Source organism: Synechococcus sp. Nb3U1 (assembly GCF_021533835.1).
Lineage (GTDB): Bacteria > Cyanobacteriota > Cyanobacteriia > Thermostichales > Thermostichaceae > Thermostichus.
The window spans coordinates 1,552,478-1,569,799 of the sequence record NZ_JAKFYQ010000001.1; the positions used below are offsets into that span (position 1 = coordinate 1,552,478).

Below are 17,322 nucleotides of genomic sequence, written 5' to 3' on the forward strand. Positions count from 1 at the left end.
TCACCCCAAAGTATGGGATCCCTGCTTTTAAAACCCTCTCGAATCTTAAGTTCCAAAGTAGTGCTGGCCATTGAGCTGTCGGAAGGATGTTATAGGATGTTACTTGCCGAACAATCCGATACCTCCCTCACAGCCTAAGTTCCAGAGCTTACCGTCGGACTTGCTTCTGCCTCAAAGGATCCAGACTTGCCACCGTATTTGCGCAGCAGGCGAATGTTTTCGATCACCATCGTCTTTTCCAGGGCTTTGGTCATGTCATAGAGAGTGAGCGCAGCCACAGAAACCGCCGTCAGGGCCTCCATTTCCACCCCGGTTTGGGCGCTGGTTTTGACAGTGGCAGTGATGAGAAACCCCGGCAGATGGGGATCCGAATCCAGATCAACACGGACACTGCTGAGGGGCAAGGTATGACAGAGGGGGATCAGCTCGGCAGTGCGCTTGGCAGCCATGATCCCTGCCAGCCGAGCCGTTTCCACTACGTTACCCTTCGGCCCCTGCCCCGCCAGAATAGCTTGCAGGGTAGTTTCCGCCATGCGTACCTGACCTTGGGCGGTAGCCAGACGAGTGGTCACGGATTTTCCCGCAATATCCACCATGCGCACTTGCCCAGATTCATCCAGGTGGGTGAGGGGTGAGCCGGGCTCGTAGGGTGGATCGGGCTGCACGACAGAAGCCTCCCGCCAAGATTGGGTACCGGAGCACCGATTCAGTAGCGAATCCAGGCGTAGGCGGCATCCGAAAGAACAGGCACCTCAGCGTAGTGGCTGCGAATATTTTGCACCCAAGCGTAAACCGTGACGGCGATCACCCCCAACAGAGCCGTGGTTGCCAAAACTCCCATCACTACCCCAAGGCCGAAGCTGCCAAACAACATGCCCAGCATCTGCATCAGCAACTGCACCAGAAACAAGACGATATTCAGCAGCAGAGCTTGAATAGTATTGAAACGGACGAAATGGGCCACGCGGGTATTGCGGATAACCAGGAACAGCAGCGCAAAGAATACCCCCATGCCCAACCAGCCAGTAGCAAAGGGCACCAAACGAAACAAAGGGGCAAAAATCGGGATCAAGGCCGGTACCGAGTTAAACAGACCCGAAGGCACAAAGCCCAAGGGTAGAGCCGATACCAAAGGCAACAGGTAGGGAAGGGATCCCCACAGCCGATTGATGGGAGTAATTTCGCCGCGCCAGGTCATATCCGTCAATCCCCTTGGATATAGTGATCTTGCCAGCTCGCCTGTCGGCTCTAATAGCCGCTCGTTTGCTCAGCCCAAGAGACTCTTCACAGTCGAAGCCTTGGGGACATTCTAGTCGATGGATTTTCATCGGCTCAACGCGCTTGGGCGCAAGCTTGGCTGCTGCTTCTGGGTTCGAGAGACATTCTGGGAAAAATGTTCAGAATGAGCGTTCCACTGGATGCGGATTGGTATAATTAGCGGCAACTTCTGACAGTACAGGGTTTTTGGGCTTCCACCATGAACATCTCATCGTCTCCTGCTGCTCGCGTTGTCGGATCTTTCCTCTGGCAAGCTTGGTCTGGGTTGATTGGCTTTTTGAATGATCGGTTGTTGCCGGAGCGCTTTCATGTGCAGCCTGAGGCATTGCCGCAGTGGGTTGCCCGAGTGTGGGCCCATTACCTTCGCTATCGAGAAGCATCTCGCCCAGGCGCAGTCCAGTTTCGCGGTTTGGCGGTGGATCCCAGCCAAGTTCAGGATCCCCATTCGGTTCGCCTCGGATCCCGTCCGGTGTACTACCGCGGTTGCCCCATCGAGACAGTGGCCTATTCCGGCGAGCCGACTTCGGTGAGCTCCATGGAAAAAGCTTTTGTGCCACCCTACTGGCAGCTGCTCAACACGCTGCGCTTGAAGTTAAACTTAGCGGATATGGATTGCTATCAGGTCACCCCAGAGCTGCAGCGGGTGTATCGGGGTCGGGAGTTCTGATGCACAAGTGAGTTTGTGGTGTAGGGGATCCCGCCGGTGGGCTGGGATCCCTTTTTTGTACCCTCAGGCCAGCCTTGGGATGGAGGCTAGAGGCTGGCGCACTGATCTTCTTTGCTGCCGGCACTGTTGTTGCCGCCGGTGGGGGCCGGAGTGTTTTCTTTGCACTGCAGGTTCTCGCGGATCTGGTTGTTAGCGAGGGCGAGGCCACCGCGATTTTTCACCGCTTGTAGGTTCCCCTCCACGTCGTTGGCGGTGGCACTAAGGGCGCCCCGATTGTCTTCAAATTGCAGATCCCCATCGATCGTGACCGACAGGATGGAGGCGGATCCCCCCTGCTTGATTTGAATGTTGCCTCCGACGCGGGAGTTGCTGGTGGTGACGGCTGCGGCTCCTTCTGCTTGGATGTTCCCCTCGACACGGACGCCGGAGGCTTGTAGGGTGGCGCCCCGTCCGACTTTGATGTTGCCCTGGATCACCGTGCCATTGAGGTTGCAACTGGCCCCATCCGGCACGATTAGGTTATCGACGGTGGAGTTGCCCACAGCACCGGTACAGCGAAAATCGTCGGCATGGGCCGCCGGGATCCCGCTCAGCAGCAGCAAGGTGGTCATCGCCAAAATTTGAGGTTTCATCATAAGCTCCTAAAAAAGGGGGAGGCTTGCTCCGTTCTTCATCTTCTGAAGTTTCGGCAAAGAGGAATAGGCGAGAACGATCCAACTCCTGTTCTGCTTCTGGTCAGTTTGGGCGGGGCTAGTGGCGGCGGAATCTGCGCTCAAGGGTCTGGTCTGGGGGATCCCACGGGAGTGGGGAAAAAAATGAGAAAGATTGCAAAAAAACTTAAGGCCATTTTCCCGTTATGGGATAAGACCCCCTACAGTAGATAAAGACTGATTATTGAGATGTGTTATGTCGAAAAGCGGCGTGCTCCTGCTGAACTTGGGGGGGCCAGAGACCCAGGCGGATGTGCAGCCCTTTCTCTATAACCTGTTCGCCGATCCGGAGCTGATCCGTCTGCCGTTTCCCTTTTTGCAGCGAGCCTTTGCCTGGGCTATCTCCACGTTGCGAGCGGAAAAATCTCGGCGCAATTACGCGGCCATTGGGGGGGGATCCCCGTTGCGACGCATCACGGCCGAACAAGCGCAGGAGCTACAGGCCCATCTGGTGGCGGAAGGGTTTGATGTGCCGGTGTATGTGGCGATGCGCTACTGGCATCCCTTGACAGAATCGGTGGTGCAGCAGATCAAGTCGGATGGGATCACCCGCTTAGTGGTGCTGCCCCTTTACCCGCAGTATTCCATCAGCACAACGGGGTCTAGCTTTAAGCTGTTGGAGCGGCTTTGGGCTGAGGATCCGGAATTGGCGCGCATCGAACGGCACCAGATCTGTTCTTGGTATGACCAGCCAGACTATGTGCAGGCGATGGCGGCGGGGATCCGTGCCGGGTTGGATCAGTTTGAACGCCCCCAAGAGGTGCATGTGCTGTTTAGTGCCCACGGCATTCCGGAAAGTTATGTGACTGAGGCCGGGGATCCCTACCAACAGGAGATGGAAGCCTGTGTGCAGTTGATTTGGGAGCAGGTGGGACGCGCCAATGATCACACCCTTTCCTACCAAAGCCGGGTGGGCTCGGTGAAATGGCTGCATCCCTACACCGAAACGGTGATTTCCGAGTTGGGATCCCGTGGGGTGAAGCATCTGTTGGTGGTGCCGATTAGCTTTGTCTCGGAGCATATCGAGACCCTGCAAGAAATCGATATTGAGTATCGGGAGTTGGCCCATCACTTTGGGATCCCAGATTTTCGGCGTGTTCCTGCTCTGAATGCTAATCCGCAGTTTATTGCCGGCCTAGTGGCGCTGGTTCGGCCTCATTTATTCACGCCCGGCTTGGCTTCCACTGCTTTTGCCCCAGCGACGACGCTTCAATCTTAGGTTGGACTTGGGGGCAATGAAGCTCATCCCACCCAACTAACGCGAAGAAGTGGGGTAGCGATAATGTTCTACATCCCATCTTATATCTGTTATATCTGGCAGAGGGCTAATCCGGCGTGGAGTTGCTCAGAAATTGGATCCCCCACTCCAAGCGTCGGCGTTGGTTGCGAATGTGGGTGGGTTGGCGACGGCGAGTGCGGCGGTATTGGTGGAGCAGTAGTGGGGATTGGCGTTGGCTGGGGGAAAAACCCATTCCTGTGGCTAGTTTGAATCGCCTGATCTGGAGAGATTCGGTTCCTTCCCTCAGTTTTTTTGTCATGCTCAGCCTGTCGGGCATCATTTCTACCCTGGGTTTGTTGGCAGGCAGTACGGCAGTGGTGATCGGGGCTATGATCATCGCGCCTTTGATGGGCCCCATTTTGGGGATGGCCTATGCTGTGGCTGTGGCCAATCGTCGATTATTGAAACGAGCTACCCTAACGCTATTGATCGGCAGCTTAACCACCGTGCTCAGTGCCATCCTGATTTGCCAAGTTGCTGGCTTGCGGGACTTGAACGATGAGATCCGGATGCGCACTCAACCAACGTTGCTGGATCTGGGGGTAGCTCTGGGGGCAGGAGCGGCGGGGGCCTTTGCCAAATCCCGTAAGTCAGTAGCAGATGCTTTTCCAGGGGTAGCGATCGCGGTGGCTCTGATTCCGCCCTTGAGTGTGATGGGTATAGGGTTGGCCCTTGCAGATGGGGAAACGTTGGGGGGTTCCTCTTTGTTGTTTATCACCAATCTGGCGGGCATTATTTTCAGCGGGATCCTCACTTTTCTCTGGCAGCGTTATGGATCCTTAGAACGGGCGCAGGGGGGGATTGCCTTCGTGGGAATGGTGATAGGGTTGATCGGGATCCCGTTGGGGATTTCGCTGCGCAATTTACTTTTGCAGTCCAATACCCGTCAGCAGGTGCGAGAGCTGTTGGAAAACCAATTGGATCCCTTTGAAAAGGCTCACTTGCGCTCCTTGCGAGTGAGGCAACGGCGACAGGGGCTGGAAGTGGATATCGAAATCTCTGCCCCCCCTCAACAAATTACTGAAGCCGATTTACAAACGGTACAAAATTTTTTGCAGGATACCCTGGGACAACCTGTGGTGCTGCAGGTGAGTTTGATTCCGATACAGCAATTTCAACTGTCCACAGATCTGGAGGGGCACCCTTAAGCCTGGGTGCGATAAAAGGGTCGCTTCACCACTTCGGCGGGCCAGCGCTGCCCGCGAATCTCAATTTCCAGCCGGGATCCCACCTTGGCCCAATCGGGGTCGACATATCCCAGGCCAATGCCATAGCCCAAGCTCGGTGAATGGGTGCCACTGGTCACTCGGCCAATCGGATCTGAGCTTCCAGCGGCCCAAATGGCATAGCCAGTGCGGGGGATCGCCCGTTCCAACAGGCGAAAACCCACCAGACGGCGCGGGATCCCCTGGTTGCGTTGGGTTTCTAGAGCCGCTTTGCCGATGTAATCGCCCGGATTGTTCACCAACCAGGTCAGGCCCGCTTCCAGAGGAGTCGTGGTTTCGTCCATATCCTGCCCATAGAGGTGCAAGGCCGCCTCCAACCGCAAGCTATCCCGGCAGCCCAAGCCACAGGGTTGCACGCCTGCTTGGATCAAGTGTTCCCAAAGGCGGATGCCATCGCCGAGGCTGAGCATCACTTCAAAACCGTCTTCGCCGGTATAACCCGTGCGGGCCACAAAGATCGCCTCTCCCGAAAACCCTTCTCCGCCGGTAAATTGCCCATGCTGAAAACGCCCCAACCCCGCCAGGGATCCCTGTAAAAAGGGTTGTAAGGTGGCTTCAGCCTCTCGCCCCTGCACTGCTAACAACACCTGAGCAGAGGAGTAATCCCGCAACTGCACGCCAGGGATCCCACTCAGATGCTGGTGGAGCCAGTCCCAATCCTTCTGGCAGGTGGCGGCGTTGACGATCACGCTCCAGTGCTCCACTTCACCCTCTGGCGGATGTTTGTAGACGATGACATCATCCAGGATGCCCCCCTGCGGGTTGAGCAACACGGTGTAGCGCCCGCATCCTACGGGTAAGGGGCTGAGATCGGTGGGCAACAAGCGGTTGAGATGGGATCCCAGTTCTGGCCCCCACAGGGTGAACTTGCCCATGTGGGAAATATCAAACACCCCCACCTTCTCCCGCACGGCCTGATGCTCCGCCACCACCCCCTGATACTGCACTGGCATTTCCCATCCGGAGAAGGGCACAAAACGAGCCCCCAAAGCCTGATGGTGGGCAAATAAAGGAGTGCGCTGCAGGGTTGGGCTCATGACTATGAAGGGATCCCGAAAGGGCAAGGACTACAATAAACTCAAAACTCACCGTCGCATCTCTTTAGGAGCCAGTACCATGCGTCTTCTCCACACCATGATCCGCGTTGGCAACTTGGAGCGATCCCTGCAATTCTATTGCGAGGTTTTGGGGATGCGCCTGCTGCGCAAGAAAGATTACCCAACGGGGGAATTCACCCTGGCCTTCGTAGGCTATGGAGATGAATCGGAAACGGCGGTTATTGAATTGACCCACAACTGGGGCACCCACCGCTACGACCTGGGCAATGGCTACGGTCACATCGCCCTAGGCGTAGAGGATATCTACGGCACCTGCGAGGCCATCAAAGCCCGTGGCGGCAAGGTGGTGCGGGAACCCGGCCCGATGAAACACGGCAGCACCGTGATTGCCTTTGTCGAGGATCCGGATGGCTACAAAATCGAGCTAATCCAGACCCAATCTTTGGCTGCTGAACCGGAAAAAGTGGCTGTGGCGGGCAGTGCCGCCTAACTGAAATCCGCCGGGGATCCCCAGCCTTAATTGGTGGATCCCCCCACGGTCAACTGACCCAGCACGTTGATATCAAAGGTGAAGTTGATGGTGACTGAGTTGCCTTCGTAAGCCTCGGGCAACGGCAGATAAGGGGCTGCTCTCTGAATCGCTGCCAGGGCCGCATCGTCGGTTTGTTGGCTGCCGGAGGTGCGACCCAAGCGTACGTTCTGCAAATCTCCGGCCCGACCGACCGTGAAGATCACCACCGTGCGGCGGGAGGTTCCAGTCTGCCCAGGGATCCAGTTTTGCTCCACCTTCCGCTGCAGAGCCGCTAGCCAGGGGCCCCAGTCCACATTGGCGCGTGCGGCCACGCTGGGGGGATTGGGGGCCGATTGGGTGGGGTTGGCCAGTCCACTGGCTCCACTGCCTTGAATACCCGCACCGTCACTGGGAGCAGAGGCACTGACCGGGGGGCCCAGTTGGGAAGAGTCGGAGGGGCGCTGGGCAGGAGGTGCTTCTGGCAAGGGCTGTGGAGCAGGTTCAACGGGAGCCAATTGACTTAAGTCTGAAACCCGCTCGCTCGGCTGAACCGGCAAAGGTTCGGCGGTGGGGGGAGGAGTAGGGGGCGGAGTTGCAGGAGGAGCTGCCGCCACAGGAGGCGGAGTCGGCGTTGAGGTAGGTTGAGGGGGTGCTGGAGTGGGGGTCGGTGTTGGGGTGGGAGGTGGCGTGGGCGTGGGTGTGGGCGTTGCAATCGCCACTTCAGCCGGTGCGGGCGGGGGTGGAACGGGGGCGGGTTGCTCCAGTTGCGGGGGCTGCGGCTGCGGGGGTGGCGGGGCAGGGGCTTCTTGGGGCGGAGCAGCTTGGGACTGGGGCGGGCTGCCTTGGGAAGGAGGGGCTTCTGTGCGCTCACCCCCATCGCGGGAATCCACATCGGAAACCAGCTCGGTCTCATCCGGCGGCTCGAGATCTTCCGGATCCAGCAGAATAAACTCGATGGCTTCTTGTTCTGGCTCCCGGATCAACCAGAGACGGCCCAAATAAAGAAATCCCAGCAGCAGCAGAATGTGCAACAGCAGAGACAGCGCCACCATCCAAAAAAAGTTGCGAGATTCATCCTCGCGGCGGCGTTGTTCAACCAAAGTGCTGGTCATGGCCAGGGTTGCCCTCTTGTGTTCTCAGCTCTCTCAACACACCGAGTTGTCCTATCGAATACTTCGAATACTCGGCCACACTAGAGTGTTATAACATCCTGCCGGTTTTGGCCCCTGCGCAAAGGCGTATTGTCCATCTCGGGCTTGGGAAGGGATCCCTCGGTGCAATACTTCCCCCAAGATCGCCTACCCTAGGAAAGCAGGGATCCGAGTTGATCAATCCATAATTATCGACTAATGAAATGAAATAAACTGAATTCCCTGATGTGCTGGTTTGGAGCACCCTATGGAACCGATCCGCTTTCATCTTGCCTTTCCGGTGACAGACATTCCCCTCGCCAAAACCTATTACGGCGAGGGTTTGGGCTGTGAGATTGGGCGAGAAAGCCCTGCTTCGGTTATTCTCAACCTGTATGGGCATCAGCTGGTGGCCCACCTCACCCATGAAGAACTTACCCCGCAGCGGGGCATTTACCCACGCCACTTTGGACTGATTTTCCCAGCACAAGCGGATTGGGAGTCCTTGGCTGCTCGTGCCCAAGCGCGAGAGCTACTCTTCTATCAGGAGCCCCGCTGGCGGTTTATTGGCTCTCCCTTGGAGCATGGCACCTTCTTTTTGCAGGATCCCTTCTACAACCTGCTGGAATTCAAATACTATCGTCATGCCTCCGCCATCTTCGGGGAGCGGGAGTTGGCCTTGATCGGGGATCGGGAGGGTTGATTCTTGGCACAGGAAACTCGGTTGGCAGTCTCCGGGCGCGGCCCCATTTGGCAGATGGACTTTACAGCCGTTCCGTTACGGGATGAGCAGGATCGGCGGGTCTGGGAGCTTTTGGTGTGTGATCCCCTGGGTCAGTTTCGCAAAGCGCAGTATTGCAGCAACCAAGAGGTGAACAGTACCTGGGTGGCGCAACAGTTGCAAAACTGTGTGGAGGCCGCCCCCCAGCCTCCTTCCGCCATTCGTGTGTTTCGGGCCCGCATGAGTTCCATCTTGCAGCGAGCCTGCGATCTGGTCGGGATCCCGATGCTGCCCAGCCGGCGCGTCTACACCCTCAATGCCTGGATACGGGAGCGGGCGGAACAGGTGTATCCCTATGAGGCGCAGTTTACCTATAGCCCCGAATCCCCAGTAGAGCCGGAGCTGCCGGATCCCACCCGCCTACCCGACAAATTACAAGGAGAACGCTGGGCCTTGGTCACTTTACGAGCGGCAGATTTACAAGAGGCGGAGAGCTGGCCCACAGAATTTGGGGAGCTGTTCCCCGTTGCGTGGTCAAGCTTACCCGCTGACACGATCATCCCTGGTCTGGTGATCACCACGCAACGGGCTTTGCCGATGGCAGCTTGGATGACCGGGATCGAACCGGCCTACCTCAGCGTTGTTCAAGAGCAACTGATTTTGGAGGCGGGCTTGAATGATCGCTACCTATTTGCATCCCTAAAAGCGGAAAAATTGCGGGCAGAAGCAGAAGGCTTTGCCAAACGCCAACACCTGGCCCAAGGGATCCATTTCTTGGCCATTCAAACGGATCTGAAGGCCCAATCTTTTGCAGGCTTCTGGCTGATGCAACACCCCTAGGATAGGGAGCGGGCCGATAGAGCCAAACAAGCCCACCCGATCAGAAAGGCTACCCCACCTACAGGTGTAATTGCCCCCAGCCAGCGGATCCCTGTAAATGCCAGGGCGTAGAGGCTGCCGGAAAACAACAGCACCCCCAGCCCAAAGGCCCACCCTGCCGCCCACAAGACGGCTGAACTTGGCACCCGCACCAACAGCAAGGCTACCAGGCCCAGAGCTAGGGCATGAACCATCTGGTAGCGCACTGCCGTTTCCAACAGATGCAGGGATCCCTCGCTGAGCTGGGTTCGTAAAGCATGAGCGGCAAAGGCCCCCATGCCCACCCCCAATCCCCCCAACAGACCCGCTAGGGCCAGAAAAATTCCCATTCTTTTGCTCCTCGATCGTCTTTTCTAGCTTCGCTGCACCATCACGGTTTTGGGCGAAATTTGCCTCGTCTGTCGGCTCTGTTGCTCCAAGGGCAAGGCCAACAGTTACAGTGAAGACGGAATGGGTGTGGATTGCAGGTGGCACAACGGTCTGGCAAAAGGTTTCCCTTGGGGATGCTGCTCTTCTGGGCTGGAATCCTGTTTGGATGGCCGGTTTGGGCCACCTCGTCGGCAGCAGCGAACGAAGATGGGGATCCCGTACCCACCACGCTCTCCGCTGCCATAGATTTAGGCTTGGATAGCCAAATTTTAGAAGATAGCCCCGTGTTGCGTCGCTGGTTGCAAAACCCGCCTAACCTTCTGGAAGAAATCCGCAACACGCCCGTTCTACCCACCCGCTTGCAGGCCAATTTCGAGTCTTCCTCCCACTGGCGAGTCAGCCTTCAAGATCTGCGCCTAGTGGATCGCCTCACCCTGAGCGGTGATTATCGACAATCGGCGGATGAGCCAAAAGACCGCCAGTACGGATCAGAAATCCGCTACTTTATAGCCCCGATGGGATCCGTCTTCAACCTGGCGCCCCAACTGGGCTATCGGGTCTTGAAACAAGAGAATCGCAGCCTCAGTGGAGTTAGCTACGGGGCCTTTGCCGTTTTGGCTTTGGCTCCGGGGGCCGCAGATTTGACCGGCAGCTACAGTTGGGTTGCGCCACAAGAACCAGAAGAAGGACAAGCCACCTTGGCAGAGATCACCGCTGCCTATGCTATTAGCCCTTCCTTTCGTCTTTCTGCTCGCTACAGCCTGCGCAACTCAACCTTGACTCGGGAATCTAGCCTGGGTTTGGGGGTGGAATGGATCCCTTAGGCCTTCTACTGAGACACCTAATACAGGCTATATAGGCTTAGACTACAGACACCCTTATGTGTCGGCTGTGTGTGGGCGATTTAGCTTAGCGGTGGAGCCGCAAGTGCTGATGCAGCATTTCGATCTGCATATGGATACAGAAGAGGCCGGGATCCTGCCATTGGCCCCCCGCTACAACATCGCCCCTTCTCAGCCCCTATTGGCGGTGGTGGCCTCGCAGTCGACCAAACCGGGATCCCTTCAACGCAAGGCAACTCATTTTCGCTGGGGTTTGGTGCCCGCTTGGAGCAAGACGTTTAAGGGGGGATGGATCAATGCCCGCTCCGAAACGGCAGCGGAGAAACCCTCCTTCAGAGCGGCGCGGCGGCGGCGGTGTTGTTTGATCCCAGCGGATGGCTTTTACGAGTGGACGGGATCCGGCAAAGCCAAACAACCCTACTGGATTCATCTGCAGGAAAGGACTCCGTCCCGCCAACTACCTGTGTTTGCCTTTGCAGGCATTTGGGAACGGTGGCAGGGGCCGGAAGGGACTGTGGTCGATACCTGCGCCATCCTCAACACCACCGCCAACCCGCTGATGCAGGTTCTACATGAGCGTATGCCCGTGATTTTGCCCCCAGAAACCTATGACATCTGGCTGGATCCGAACCTCCAGGATCCCAAGCGGGTTGTACCGTTGTTGCGTCCCTATCCCCCGGAGGCGATGGTGGCCTATCCTGTCAGCACCCATGTGAATCCCCCCCCGCCATGACGATCCCGCCTGTCGAGAGCCGGTCGGAGAGCCGATCACGGTTTTGTCGCTGCCTTCTTAGGGGGTACGGCGATAGCACATTCCCGGCAGTTGTACCAGCCAACCCTCCAGCTCCATCATCAGCAAGGTACTGGAGAGGGTGGTGATCTCCATCTGGGTGGCCTGGGCCAGAGCATCGATGCCCATGGGTTCGGATCCCAAAATTTGCCAAAGAAGCTGTTGATCCGGATCGGTAGGGCCAGCTTTGGCCTGGATATTCCCGGAGCCAGGGGCTCCTGAGTCTGCCGTTTCCCGAGGGGATCCCTGAACCAACCGTAAATCCTCCAACAAGCTCTCAATCCCTAAAATCATGCCCGCACCCTTGCGGATCAGGTTCAGACAGCCGCGGGCCGCCGCCGTATCGATGTTGCCCGGCAGCGCATACACCTCCCGCCCGTAGTCGTTGGCCAAGTAGGCGGTGATCAGGGCTCCGGAACGCTCCGGGGCTTCCATGACCAGTGTGGCGCAACATAAGCCGGCGATGATGCGGTTGCGCTGCGGAAAATGTTCTTTGGCAGGGGGCGTACCCGGAGGATATTCGCTGAGGATCGCCCCTTGCGCTTGAATGCGCTGGTGTAACTGCCGGTGTTGAGCGGGATACACCATCTCTGGGCCAGTCCCCACCACAGCCACTGTCTTTCCGCCGGCCTCCAAACAGGCTTGGTGAGCCACACCGTCAATCCCAGCCGCCAACCCGGATACCACTACACATCCGGCTTCGGCCAGGGCAGCGCTAATCTGCTTTGTCCAATGGCGCCCATAGGCAGTGGGGGCACGGGTACCAACGATCCCAAGCGCGGGCTGTTGTTCCCAGGTGGGGCAATCTCCCAGCACGTAAAGAATCGGCGGCGGATCCGGCAATTCCCACAGCAAGGGCGGATAGCCGGGATCAGCGGGGGTTAAGAAGGGGATCCCGGGCTTCAGGGTTTGCTCCAAGACTTGTTCCGGGATCAGTTGGCAACGGGCGGCTTGGATCGACTGGGCCAGTGCGGGGCCGATTCCCTCTACCTGTTGCAAGGCCGGTTCATCCGCTTCCCAGGCCCGTTGTAAAGACCCAAAACACTCCAGCAGCCGCTTCAGACGGTGGGGGCCAATCCCCTTCACCTGTGCCCAGGCCAACCAATAGGGCTGTTCCTGGGCTGTACGGCGCAGAGAGCCATCCAGGGGATCGAAAGGGCCGGGTGGGAAAGGGACAGACAATCTGGAGTTCCTGAGCAGGGATACAGTCGAGAACAGGGATGGTGCTACGCACCTCGCTTAGCAAGAACGCAACCGTTGGGCCACCTTTTGGGGAGGGTTTGCTCCCATTTACGGTCGGATCCCCTTTCGCTTCCCGGTTGCTTTGATGATAGTTCAGACGCTCTCCAGGATCAGATCTACCTCGGCAAGTAGGCGCTTCTTGGGCCAGAAAGATCCCCCCTTACCACAGAGGCCGGATCCCGGCAGCCCTAGCCCCTACGGATCCAACGCTTCTGTTCGCCAGTCTTGAACAGGATTCTACTGAATATCAAAATCCTATCTATCACTATAGCGATTCAAGATAAACGCCATACAAGAATAGAAACTGAAAAGCCGACAAGAAAAATAAGTTAAAATACAAGCCAAACAAAAACTTAAGCACACAAGAAAAGAATATACGAAATTTCACAGAGAATCTATCAAATTCTCTAAATTCTCCAAATCATTCGTCTCTGTCTTTTATTTTTGAAATTAAAAATCAATCTTTTTTACAAATTTACTAAATCTTAAAATCACGAAAGACGGACTTGTTTGATAATGAAAAAATAAAACTGCTTTTATATTTCAGGCCCCTAGCCTTTCTACATCCCTCTAGGCATCGGGATATTCTGCTCTCCAGACAAGGCTTATAGCCATGGCTGCTCCTGTCAGCCCTTCTAGACCAGCCCTTTTTCTCGCCCTTCAAGCATTAACACTTTTAACTGCAAAGCAATCTTATTTTTGGCTATATTCATCCTGATATCTATTTCTTGATAGCAAAGTACGCAATATAGAATAGAATTTTTCTTGGGTCATCGCAGAAAAATTGTCGCACCTCCCTAAAAAGTCCTTTCTTTTCTTGTCGAGGCTACTCTTGACGGAAAGCTAGGATAGACAAGAATTGTGCTTCAGGGCACTGTATTGAGGACAAATTGTGCGTGGCTCAGAGTCAGAACTAATTCGTTGACGGATACGCACAGGTGGTGTTTCATGGAATCCATAGTCACCGCTCCCCACCACTTGTAGGCCCTGCGCCATGTCAGTTCGGCAATACAGTTCCCCGGCCCGCTCACGAGATGAAAAAGTGGTTTGCACTGCCTCCCCGGATCCCATGCCCTCCCCCAAAGATGCCCTCCCCATCGCTCGTTCCAAACGATCTGCAGAGCAGGCCTGCCTGCCTGAGCGATCCGCAAAATTGATCCCTCAGGGATCCCTGCAGCTTTATACCAACCCCAGTCGCGGCACCTTTACCCCCGTCATGGCCCAAGCCTTGCGATTGGCGGGCCAGGGAACCCAGGTGCTCATTGTGCAATTTCTCAAGGGTGGGATTAACCAGGGGCCGGAAAACCGTCTTTTGCTGGGCAGCTCGTTGGAGTGGGTTCGCTGTCGGCTGCACCGCTGTATTGATACCCCCCAACTGGATCCCGATGAACGGGTGGCCCTAGATGAGCTGTGGCACTTTACCCAAGCGGCTGTGGGCAGTGGCCGCTATGACCTGGTGGTGCTAGATGAGCTGAGCTTGGCCATGAAGTTGGGCCTGATCCCGGAAGAGGCCGTGTTGGCTTTGATCGATCAGCGGCCCATTTCGATGGACATGGTGATCACTGGCCCAGAGATGCCCGACTCCCTGCTAGAACGAGCAGATTTGATCACGCAGTTGCGCCAACGCTTACGTGCTTTAGAGCCTACCTCTTCTGTCAGCCCCTCCTTCTAATCCTGTCCCCTGTCGGAGATGATGCTGTAGCTATGTTGAAAAACGACCGTTGGATCTGTGAGCAAGCTCGGCAAGGGATGATCGAGCCGTTCCAACCGGAATTGGTGCGCACCGTAAACCTGACAGGAGAGACCCGCCCGGTATTGAGCTATGGTCTTTCCTCCTACGGCTATGACATTCGCCTTTCGCCGGTGGAGTTCAAGATCTTCCGCCACATCCCCGGCACCATCGTGGATCCGAAGCGGTTTAACCCCAAAAATCTAGAGTCGGTGGATCTACACCACGACGCTGAGGGGGACTACTTTATCATTCCCGCTCACTCCTACGGCTTGGGGGTAGCGCTAGAGCGGCTACAAATCCCCGACAACATCACCGTCATCTGTATCGGCAAGTCTTCCTACGCCAGAGTGGGGCTAATTGCCAACCTCACCCCTGCAGAAGCGGGGTGGCGGGGCTATTTAACGCTGGAATTTTCCAATGCCTCCAGTGCTGATTGCCGGGTATATGCCAACGAAGGGGTGGTGCAGTTGCTCTTTTTGGAAGGGGAGCCCTGTGAAGTGACCTATGCCGATCGAGTGGGCAAGTATCAGGATCAACCCCAACAGGTGGTGGTGGCCAGAGTTTGAGCTGGCTTGTAGGGGATCCACCCCAGCGAGCCAGGCAGCTATGCGGGCCTCCTGTCTACCCACGGGATCCCATGCCAGATTGATCGAGGCTTAATTTTTGATTTACAGCCTTTTCCAACTTCATGCAGACCCTTGAGCTAGGTAAAAAAACCTCTGGAACAAGGGATTGACCTGAATCTGCTGTATCAGATAACGCTGGAAAAGGCTGTATTTTGATTTAATTTTATTTCTATGTCCGATTCCCCTTCGCAAGCCAGCGAGCTCCATCCTGATCTGCTCACTGCTGCCTACGATTACACACTTCCCTCTGAACGCATCGCCCAAACTCCTGTTGAGCCTAGGGATCAGGCGCGCATGTTGGTGGTGCGGAGAAGCCGCCATGAGCATCGGCGGTTTTGCGATCTGCCCCATTCTTTGCGGCCGGGAGATTTGCTGGTTCTGAACGATACGAAGGTCATACCCGCACGCTTGTTTGGCACAAGGCTGCCTCGAGACCGGGATCCCCAAGCCGGGATCCCGGCAGCTACGCCCAAGGTGGAGGTTTTGCTACTAGAACCCATTCAGACAGGAATCCCGGAATGTATCTGGCGGGTTTTGGTAAAACCGGGCAAACGGGTCAAGGTGGGGGATCGGATCCAATTTTGGGATCCCCAGGGCTCCACCATGCCCTATCGACTGGAAGCCACGATTCAAGCCCTGGATGCGAGCACGGGTGGGCGCATCCTCCAATTTGAGTGGGCAGGAGCGGCTGTATTTGAAACGGTCTTGGAGCAGGTGGGGCAGATCCCATTTCCGCCCTATATCCAGTCGAATCAAGCCCGTCCGCAGGACTACCAGACCGTGTGGGCCAGACAACCGGGATCCGTGGCGGCTCCTACTGCAGGGCTACATTTCACCCAAGAGCTATTGGATCGGTTGGCTCAAGCTGGGATCCCGACCGCCTATATCACCCTGAATATCGGGTTGGGCACCTTCCGTCCCGTCGAGGTGGAACGGGTGACGGAACATCAGCTGCACAGTGAGTGGCTCAAGGTTCCGGCAGAAACAGTGGAGGCGATTCAGGCAACCCAAGCCCGAGGGGGGCGGATCATCGCTGTCGGGACAACAGTGGCCCGCTCTCTGGAAACGGCGGCAAAAACGGGATCCCTGCAACCCTGGCAGGGGAACAGCGATCTTTTTATTTATCCCGGTTATACCTGGCGAGTCGTTCAGGGGCTGATCACCAATTTTCATCTGCCCCGCTCTAGTTTGATGATGTTGGTGGCGGCGCTGATCGGGCGGCAAAGACTTTTGGATTTATATCAGGAAGCCCTGGAACAGGAGTACCGCTTCTATTCCTTTGGAGATGGGATGTTGATCTTGCCCCAAGCAGATGAATAACGCTGCACCCTATTGCTTGCAATCAGCCTCGGGAGAATGTCAGTCAACCCGATTCTTCCGCCTTATGCCTCAAGGTTGGAATCAGGAGTTCGTCTCAAGCACCGCAAAAAATTGATCCAAAGCCCGCAGCAAATCAGAGGGGGTCATTTGGTCAATCCAGGACTGAATATAGGCTTGCTGTTCCGCCAAGTTTTCGATGCAGCCCAATTTTTGCATGGCTAGGTAGCGAGTTTCCGCCTGCCCGCGATTGGTTTGTAAATCCAGCCGTTGCTCGGGAGTCAGGACAGCCTCCGTTTGGGTCAACAGATGATCTACCACCATCATGAACAGCAGCGGCCCCGCCAGCTCCGGCTGAGGTTCAGGTTCCGGCTCAGGATCCGCAGCCCAGAAATCCTGTCCTAGTTGCAAGAGCTCTTCTGGCGAAGCGGGTTGTAGCGCGATTTCGGTGGCAGCTCGCAGCGGCTCTAGGTTGATGGCATAGCGGCTGGCCAGCTCCACCAGGGTCTGTTCCAATTGGGCCCGGTTCGCCCGCAGGGCTTCGGCTTCTTCTGCTGAGAAATCCAACTGCTCCAGCAACAATCCCAGTGCCACCGATCCCACTAAGGCGGGGGGAAACCGTAACAGCGTTGAGGCGGATCCGACTTGCTCCAGAAAAGCCTCCATGTCCGGACCGGAGCCAATGTCGATCAAATCTTGCAGGTAAGCTAGCACCGACTGCAGCGGTGTGAGCCGTAGGATCCCATGAACCTGAGCCCGCAGATCTGCCGGGATCCCGAGCGGTTCCAATTGGGTTTCTGCACGTGCACGCGCTTCGGCGATCAGTTCCGGCAAATCCGCAGAGGCCTGGCCAGCCTGCAACAGAACCTGGCTGGAGTCCTGCAATAAACTGGCTGCTTCTACAAACAGCAACAACTGTGGCACCCGGATCGTCGGAAACACCAT

General features: G+C 56.4%; 19 protein-coding genes. 11 read left to right on the plus strand and 8 right to left on the minus strand.

Annotation, left to right across the window (positions count from 1 at the left end; genetic code table 11):
* Nucleotides 1–134: 134 nt before the first annotated feature.
* Entirely contained in the window at nucleotides 135–665 is a 531-nt protein-coding gene (moaC, locus tag L1047_RS07210; RefSeq protein ID WP_328286037.1) for a cyclic pyranopterin monophosphate synthase MoaC, read from the minus strand.
* Between the two features lie 41 nt (nucleotides 666–706).
* A complete protein-coding gene (locus L1047_RS07215; RefSeq protein ID WP_235278217.1) occupies nucleotides 707–1,198 on the minus strand; it encodes a Tic20 family protein in 492 nt (163 codons plus the stop codon).
* A gap of 279 nt (nucleotides 1,199–1,477) precedes the next feature.
* On the opposite strand from L1047_RS07215, the gene L1047_RS07220 reads away from it, so the two are divergent.
* The gene (locus tag L1047_RS07220) at nucleotides 1,478–1,945 is read left to right on the plus strand and encodes a hypothetical protein (protein WP_235278218.1); all 468 of its coding nucleotides are present in this window, start codon (nucleotides 1,478–1,480) and stop codon (nucleotides 1,943–1,945) included.
* Between the two features lie 86 nt (nucleotides 1,946–2,031).
* Here the strand turns inward: L1047_RS07220 and L1047_RS07225 are convergent, their stop codons facing one another.
* The gene (locus L1047_RS07225) at nucleotides 2,032–2,580 is read right to left on the minus strand and encodes a hypothetical protein (RefSeq protein ID WP_235278219.1); all 549 of its coding nucleotides are present in this window, start codon (nucleotides 2,578–2,580) and stop codon (nucleotides 2,032–2,034) included.
* 271 nt (nucleotides 2,581–2,851) lie between these two features.
* Between L1047_RS07225 and hemH the strand changes: the two genes are divergently transcribed.
* Together hemH and L1047_RS07235 are read left to right on the plus strand one after the other, a co-directional pair.
* Nucleotides 2,852–3,874, plus strand: a complete 1,023-nt coding sequence (gene hemH / locus L1047_RS07230) for a ferrochelatase (RefSeq protein ID WP_235278220.1) — start codon at nucleotides 2,852–2,854, stop codon at nucleotides 3,872–3,874.
* A 116-nt stretch (nucleotides 3,875–3,990) separates the two neighbouring features.
* Entirely contained in the window at nucleotides 3,991–5,082 is a 1,092-nt protein-coding gene (locus L1047_RS07235; protein ID WP_235278221.1) for a DUF389 domain-containing protein, read from the plus strand.
* On the opposite strand, the gene gcvT is transcribed toward L1047_RS07235, so the two are convergent.
* Entirely contained in the window at nucleotides 5,079–6,197 is a 1,119-nt protein-coding gene (gcvT, locus tag L1047_RS07240; RefSeq protein WP_235278222.1) for a glycine cleavage system aminomethyltransferase GcvT, read from the minus strand. The two genes, L1047_RS07235 and gcvT, sit on opposite strands and share 4 nt — an antisense overlap.
* Nucleotides 6,198–6,276: 79 nt before the next feature.
* Between gcvT and gloA the strand changes: the two genes are divergently transcribed.
* On the plus strand, nucleotides 6,277–6,708 hold the full coding sequence (gene gloA, locus L1047_RS07245; RefSeq protein WP_235278886.1) for a lactoylglutathione lyase: 432 nt from the start codon (nucleotides 6,277–6,279) through the stop codon (nucleotides 6,706–6,708).
* A 26-nt stretch (nucleotides 6,709–6,734) separates the two neighbouring features.
* On the opposite strand, the gene L1047_RS16510 is transcribed toward gloA, so the two are convergent.
* Nucleotides 6,735–7,841, minus strand: coding sequence for a TonB family protein (locus L1047_RS16510; protein WP_268836180.1), 1,107 nt, complete (start codon nucleotides 7,839–7,841; stop codon nucleotides 6,735–6,737).
* Nucleotides 7,842–8,127: 286 nt separating this feature from the next.
* On the opposite strand from L1047_RS16510, the gene L1047_RS07260 reads away from it, so the two are divergent.
* Entirely contained in the window at nucleotides 8,128–8,562 is a 435-nt protein-coding gene (locus L1047_RS07260) for a VOC family protein (RefSeq protein ID WP_235278223.1), read from the plus strand.
* 3 nt (nucleotides 8,563–8,565) lie between these two features.
* A complete protein-coding gene (locus L1047_RS07265; protein ID WP_235278224.1) occupies nucleotides 8,566–9,420 on the plus strand; it encodes a Tab2/Atab2 family RNA-binding protein in 855 nt (284 codons plus the stop codon).
* On the opposite strand, the gene L1047_RS07270 is transcribed toward L1047_RS07265, so the two are convergent.
* Nucleotides 9,417–9,788 (minus strand): DUF423 domain-containing protein, encoded by a 372-nt coding sequence (locus tag L1047_RS07270; RefSeq protein ID WP_235278225.1) that lies wholly within the window; start codon nucleotides 9,786–9,788, stop codon nucleotides 9,417–9,419. The two genes, L1047_RS07265 and L1047_RS07270, sit on opposite strands and share 4 nt — an antisense overlap.
* Nucleotides 9,789–9,962: 174 nt before the next feature.
* Between L1047_RS07270 and L1047_RS07275 the strand changes: the two genes are divergently transcribed.
* Nucleotides 9,963–10,652, plus strand: a complete 690-nt coding sequence (locus tag L1047_RS07275; RefSeq protein WP_235278226.1) for a hypothetical protein — start codon at nucleotides 9,963–9,965, stop codon at nucleotides 10,650–10,652.
* A gap of 67 nt (nucleotides 10,653–10,719) precedes the next feature.
* Complete coding sequence (locus tag L1047_RS07280; RefSeq protein ID WP_235278227.1) at nucleotides 10,720–11,403, plus strand: SOS response-associated peptidase; 684 nt, start codon at nucleotides 10,720–10,722, stop codon at nucleotides 11,401–11,403.
* 57 nt (nucleotides 11,404–11,460) lie between these two features.
* Here L1047_RS07280 and dprA read toward each other — a convergent pair whose 3' ends face one another.
* A complete protein-coding gene (gene dprA / locus L1047_RS07285; protein ID WP_235278228.1) occupies nucleotides 11,461–12,642 on the minus strand; it encodes a DNA-processing protein DprA in 1,182 nt (393 codons plus the stop codon).
* A gap of 1,054 nt (nucleotides 12,643–13,696) precedes the next feature.
* On the opposite strand from dprA, the gene L1047_RS07290 reads away from it, so the two are divergent.
* From L1047_RS07290 to queA, 3 genes are all read left to right on the plus strand, one after another.
* Nucleotides 13,697–14,374 (plus strand): cob(I)yrinic acid a,c-diamide adenosyltransferase, encoded by a 678-nt coding sequence (locus L1047_RS07290; RefSeq protein ID WP_235278229.1) that lies wholly within the window; start codon nucleotides 13,697–13,699, stop codon nucleotides 14,372–14,374.
* Between the two features lie 32 nt (nucleotides 14,375–14,406).
* On the plus strand, nucleotides 14,407–15,000 hold the full coding sequence (gene dcd / locus L1047_RS07295; protein ID WP_235278230.1) for a dCTP deaminase: 594 nt from the start codon (nucleotides 14,407–14,409) through the stop codon (nucleotides 14,998–15,000).
* Nucleotides 15,001–15,231: 231 nt separating this feature from the next.
* Nucleotides 15,232–16,380, plus strand: coding sequence for a tRNA preQ1(34) S-adenosylmethionine ribosyltransferase-isomerase QueA (queA, locus tag L1047_RS07300; RefSeq protein ID WP_235278231.1), 1,149 nt, complete (start codon nucleotides 15,232–15,234; stop codon nucleotides 16,378–16,380).
* Between the two features lie 81 nt (nucleotides 16,381–16,461).
* Here queA and L1047_RS07305 read toward each other — a convergent pair whose 3' ends face one another.
* Complete coding sequence (locus tag L1047_RS07305; protein ID WP_235278232.1) at nucleotides 16,462–17,322, minus strand: hypothetical protein; 861 nt, start codon at nucleotides 17,320–17,322, stop codon at nucleotides 16,462–16,464.

Excerpts from the sequence above, each read along its gene's own strand:
- L1047_RS07215 (WP_235278217.1), bottom strand. The coding sequence starts at position 1,198 with ATGACCTGGCGCGGCGAAATTACTCCCATCAATCGGCTGTGGGGATCC.
- L1047_RS07220 (WP_235278218.1), top strand. The coding sequence starts at position 1,478 with ATGAACATCTCATCGTCTCCTGCTGCTCGCGTTGTCGGATCTTTCCTC.
- L1047_RS07225 (WP_235278219.1), bottom strand. The coding sequence starts at position 2,580 with ATGATGAAACCTCAAATTTTGGCGATGACCACCTTGCTGCTGCTGAGC.
- hemH (WP_235278220.1), top strand. The coding sequence starts at position 2,852 with ATGTCGAAAAGCGGCGTGCTCCTGCTGAACTTGGGGGGGCCAGAGACC.
- gcvT (WP_235278222.1), bottom strand. The coding sequence starts at position 6,197 with ATGAGCCCAACCCTGCAGCGCACTCCTTTATTTGCCCACCATCAGGCT.
- gloA (WP_235278886.1), top strand. The coding sequence starts at position 6,277 with ATGCGTCTTCTCCACACCATGATCCGCGTTGGCAACTTGGAGCGATCC.
- L1047_RS16510 (WP_268836180.1), bottom strand. The coding sequence starts at position 7,841 with ATGACCAGCACTTTGGTTGAACAACGCCGCCGCGAGGATGAATCTCGC.
- L1047_RS07260 (WP_235278223.1), top strand. The coding sequence starts at position 8,128 with ATGGAACCGATCCGCTTTCATCTTGCCTTTCCGGTGACAGACATTCCC.
- L1047_RS07270 (WP_235278225.1), bottom strand. The coding sequence starts at position 9,788 with ATGGGAATTTTTCTGGCCCTAGCGGGTCTGTTGGGGGGATTGGGGGTG.
- L1047_RS07275 (WP_235278226.1), top strand. The coding sequence starts at position 9,963 with ATGCTGCTCTTCTGGGCTGGAATCCTGTTTGGATGGCCGGTTTGGGCC.
- L1047_RS07290 (WP_235278229.1), top strand. The coding sequence starts at position 13,697 with ATGTCAGTTCGGCAATACAGTTCCCCGGCCCGCTCACGAGATGAAAAA.
- dcd (WP_235278230.1), top strand. The coding sequence starts at position 14,407 with ATGTTGAAAAACGACCGTTGGATCTGTGAGCAAGCTCGGCAAGGGATG.
- queA (WP_235278231.1), top strand. The coding sequence starts at position 15,232 with ATGTCCGATTCCCCTTCGCAAGCCAGCGAGCTCCATCCTGATCTGCTC.
- L1047_RS07305 (WP_235278232.1), bottom strand. The coding sequence starts at position 17,322 with ATGGTGTTTCCGACGATCCGGGTGCCACAGTTGTTGCTGTTTGTAGAA.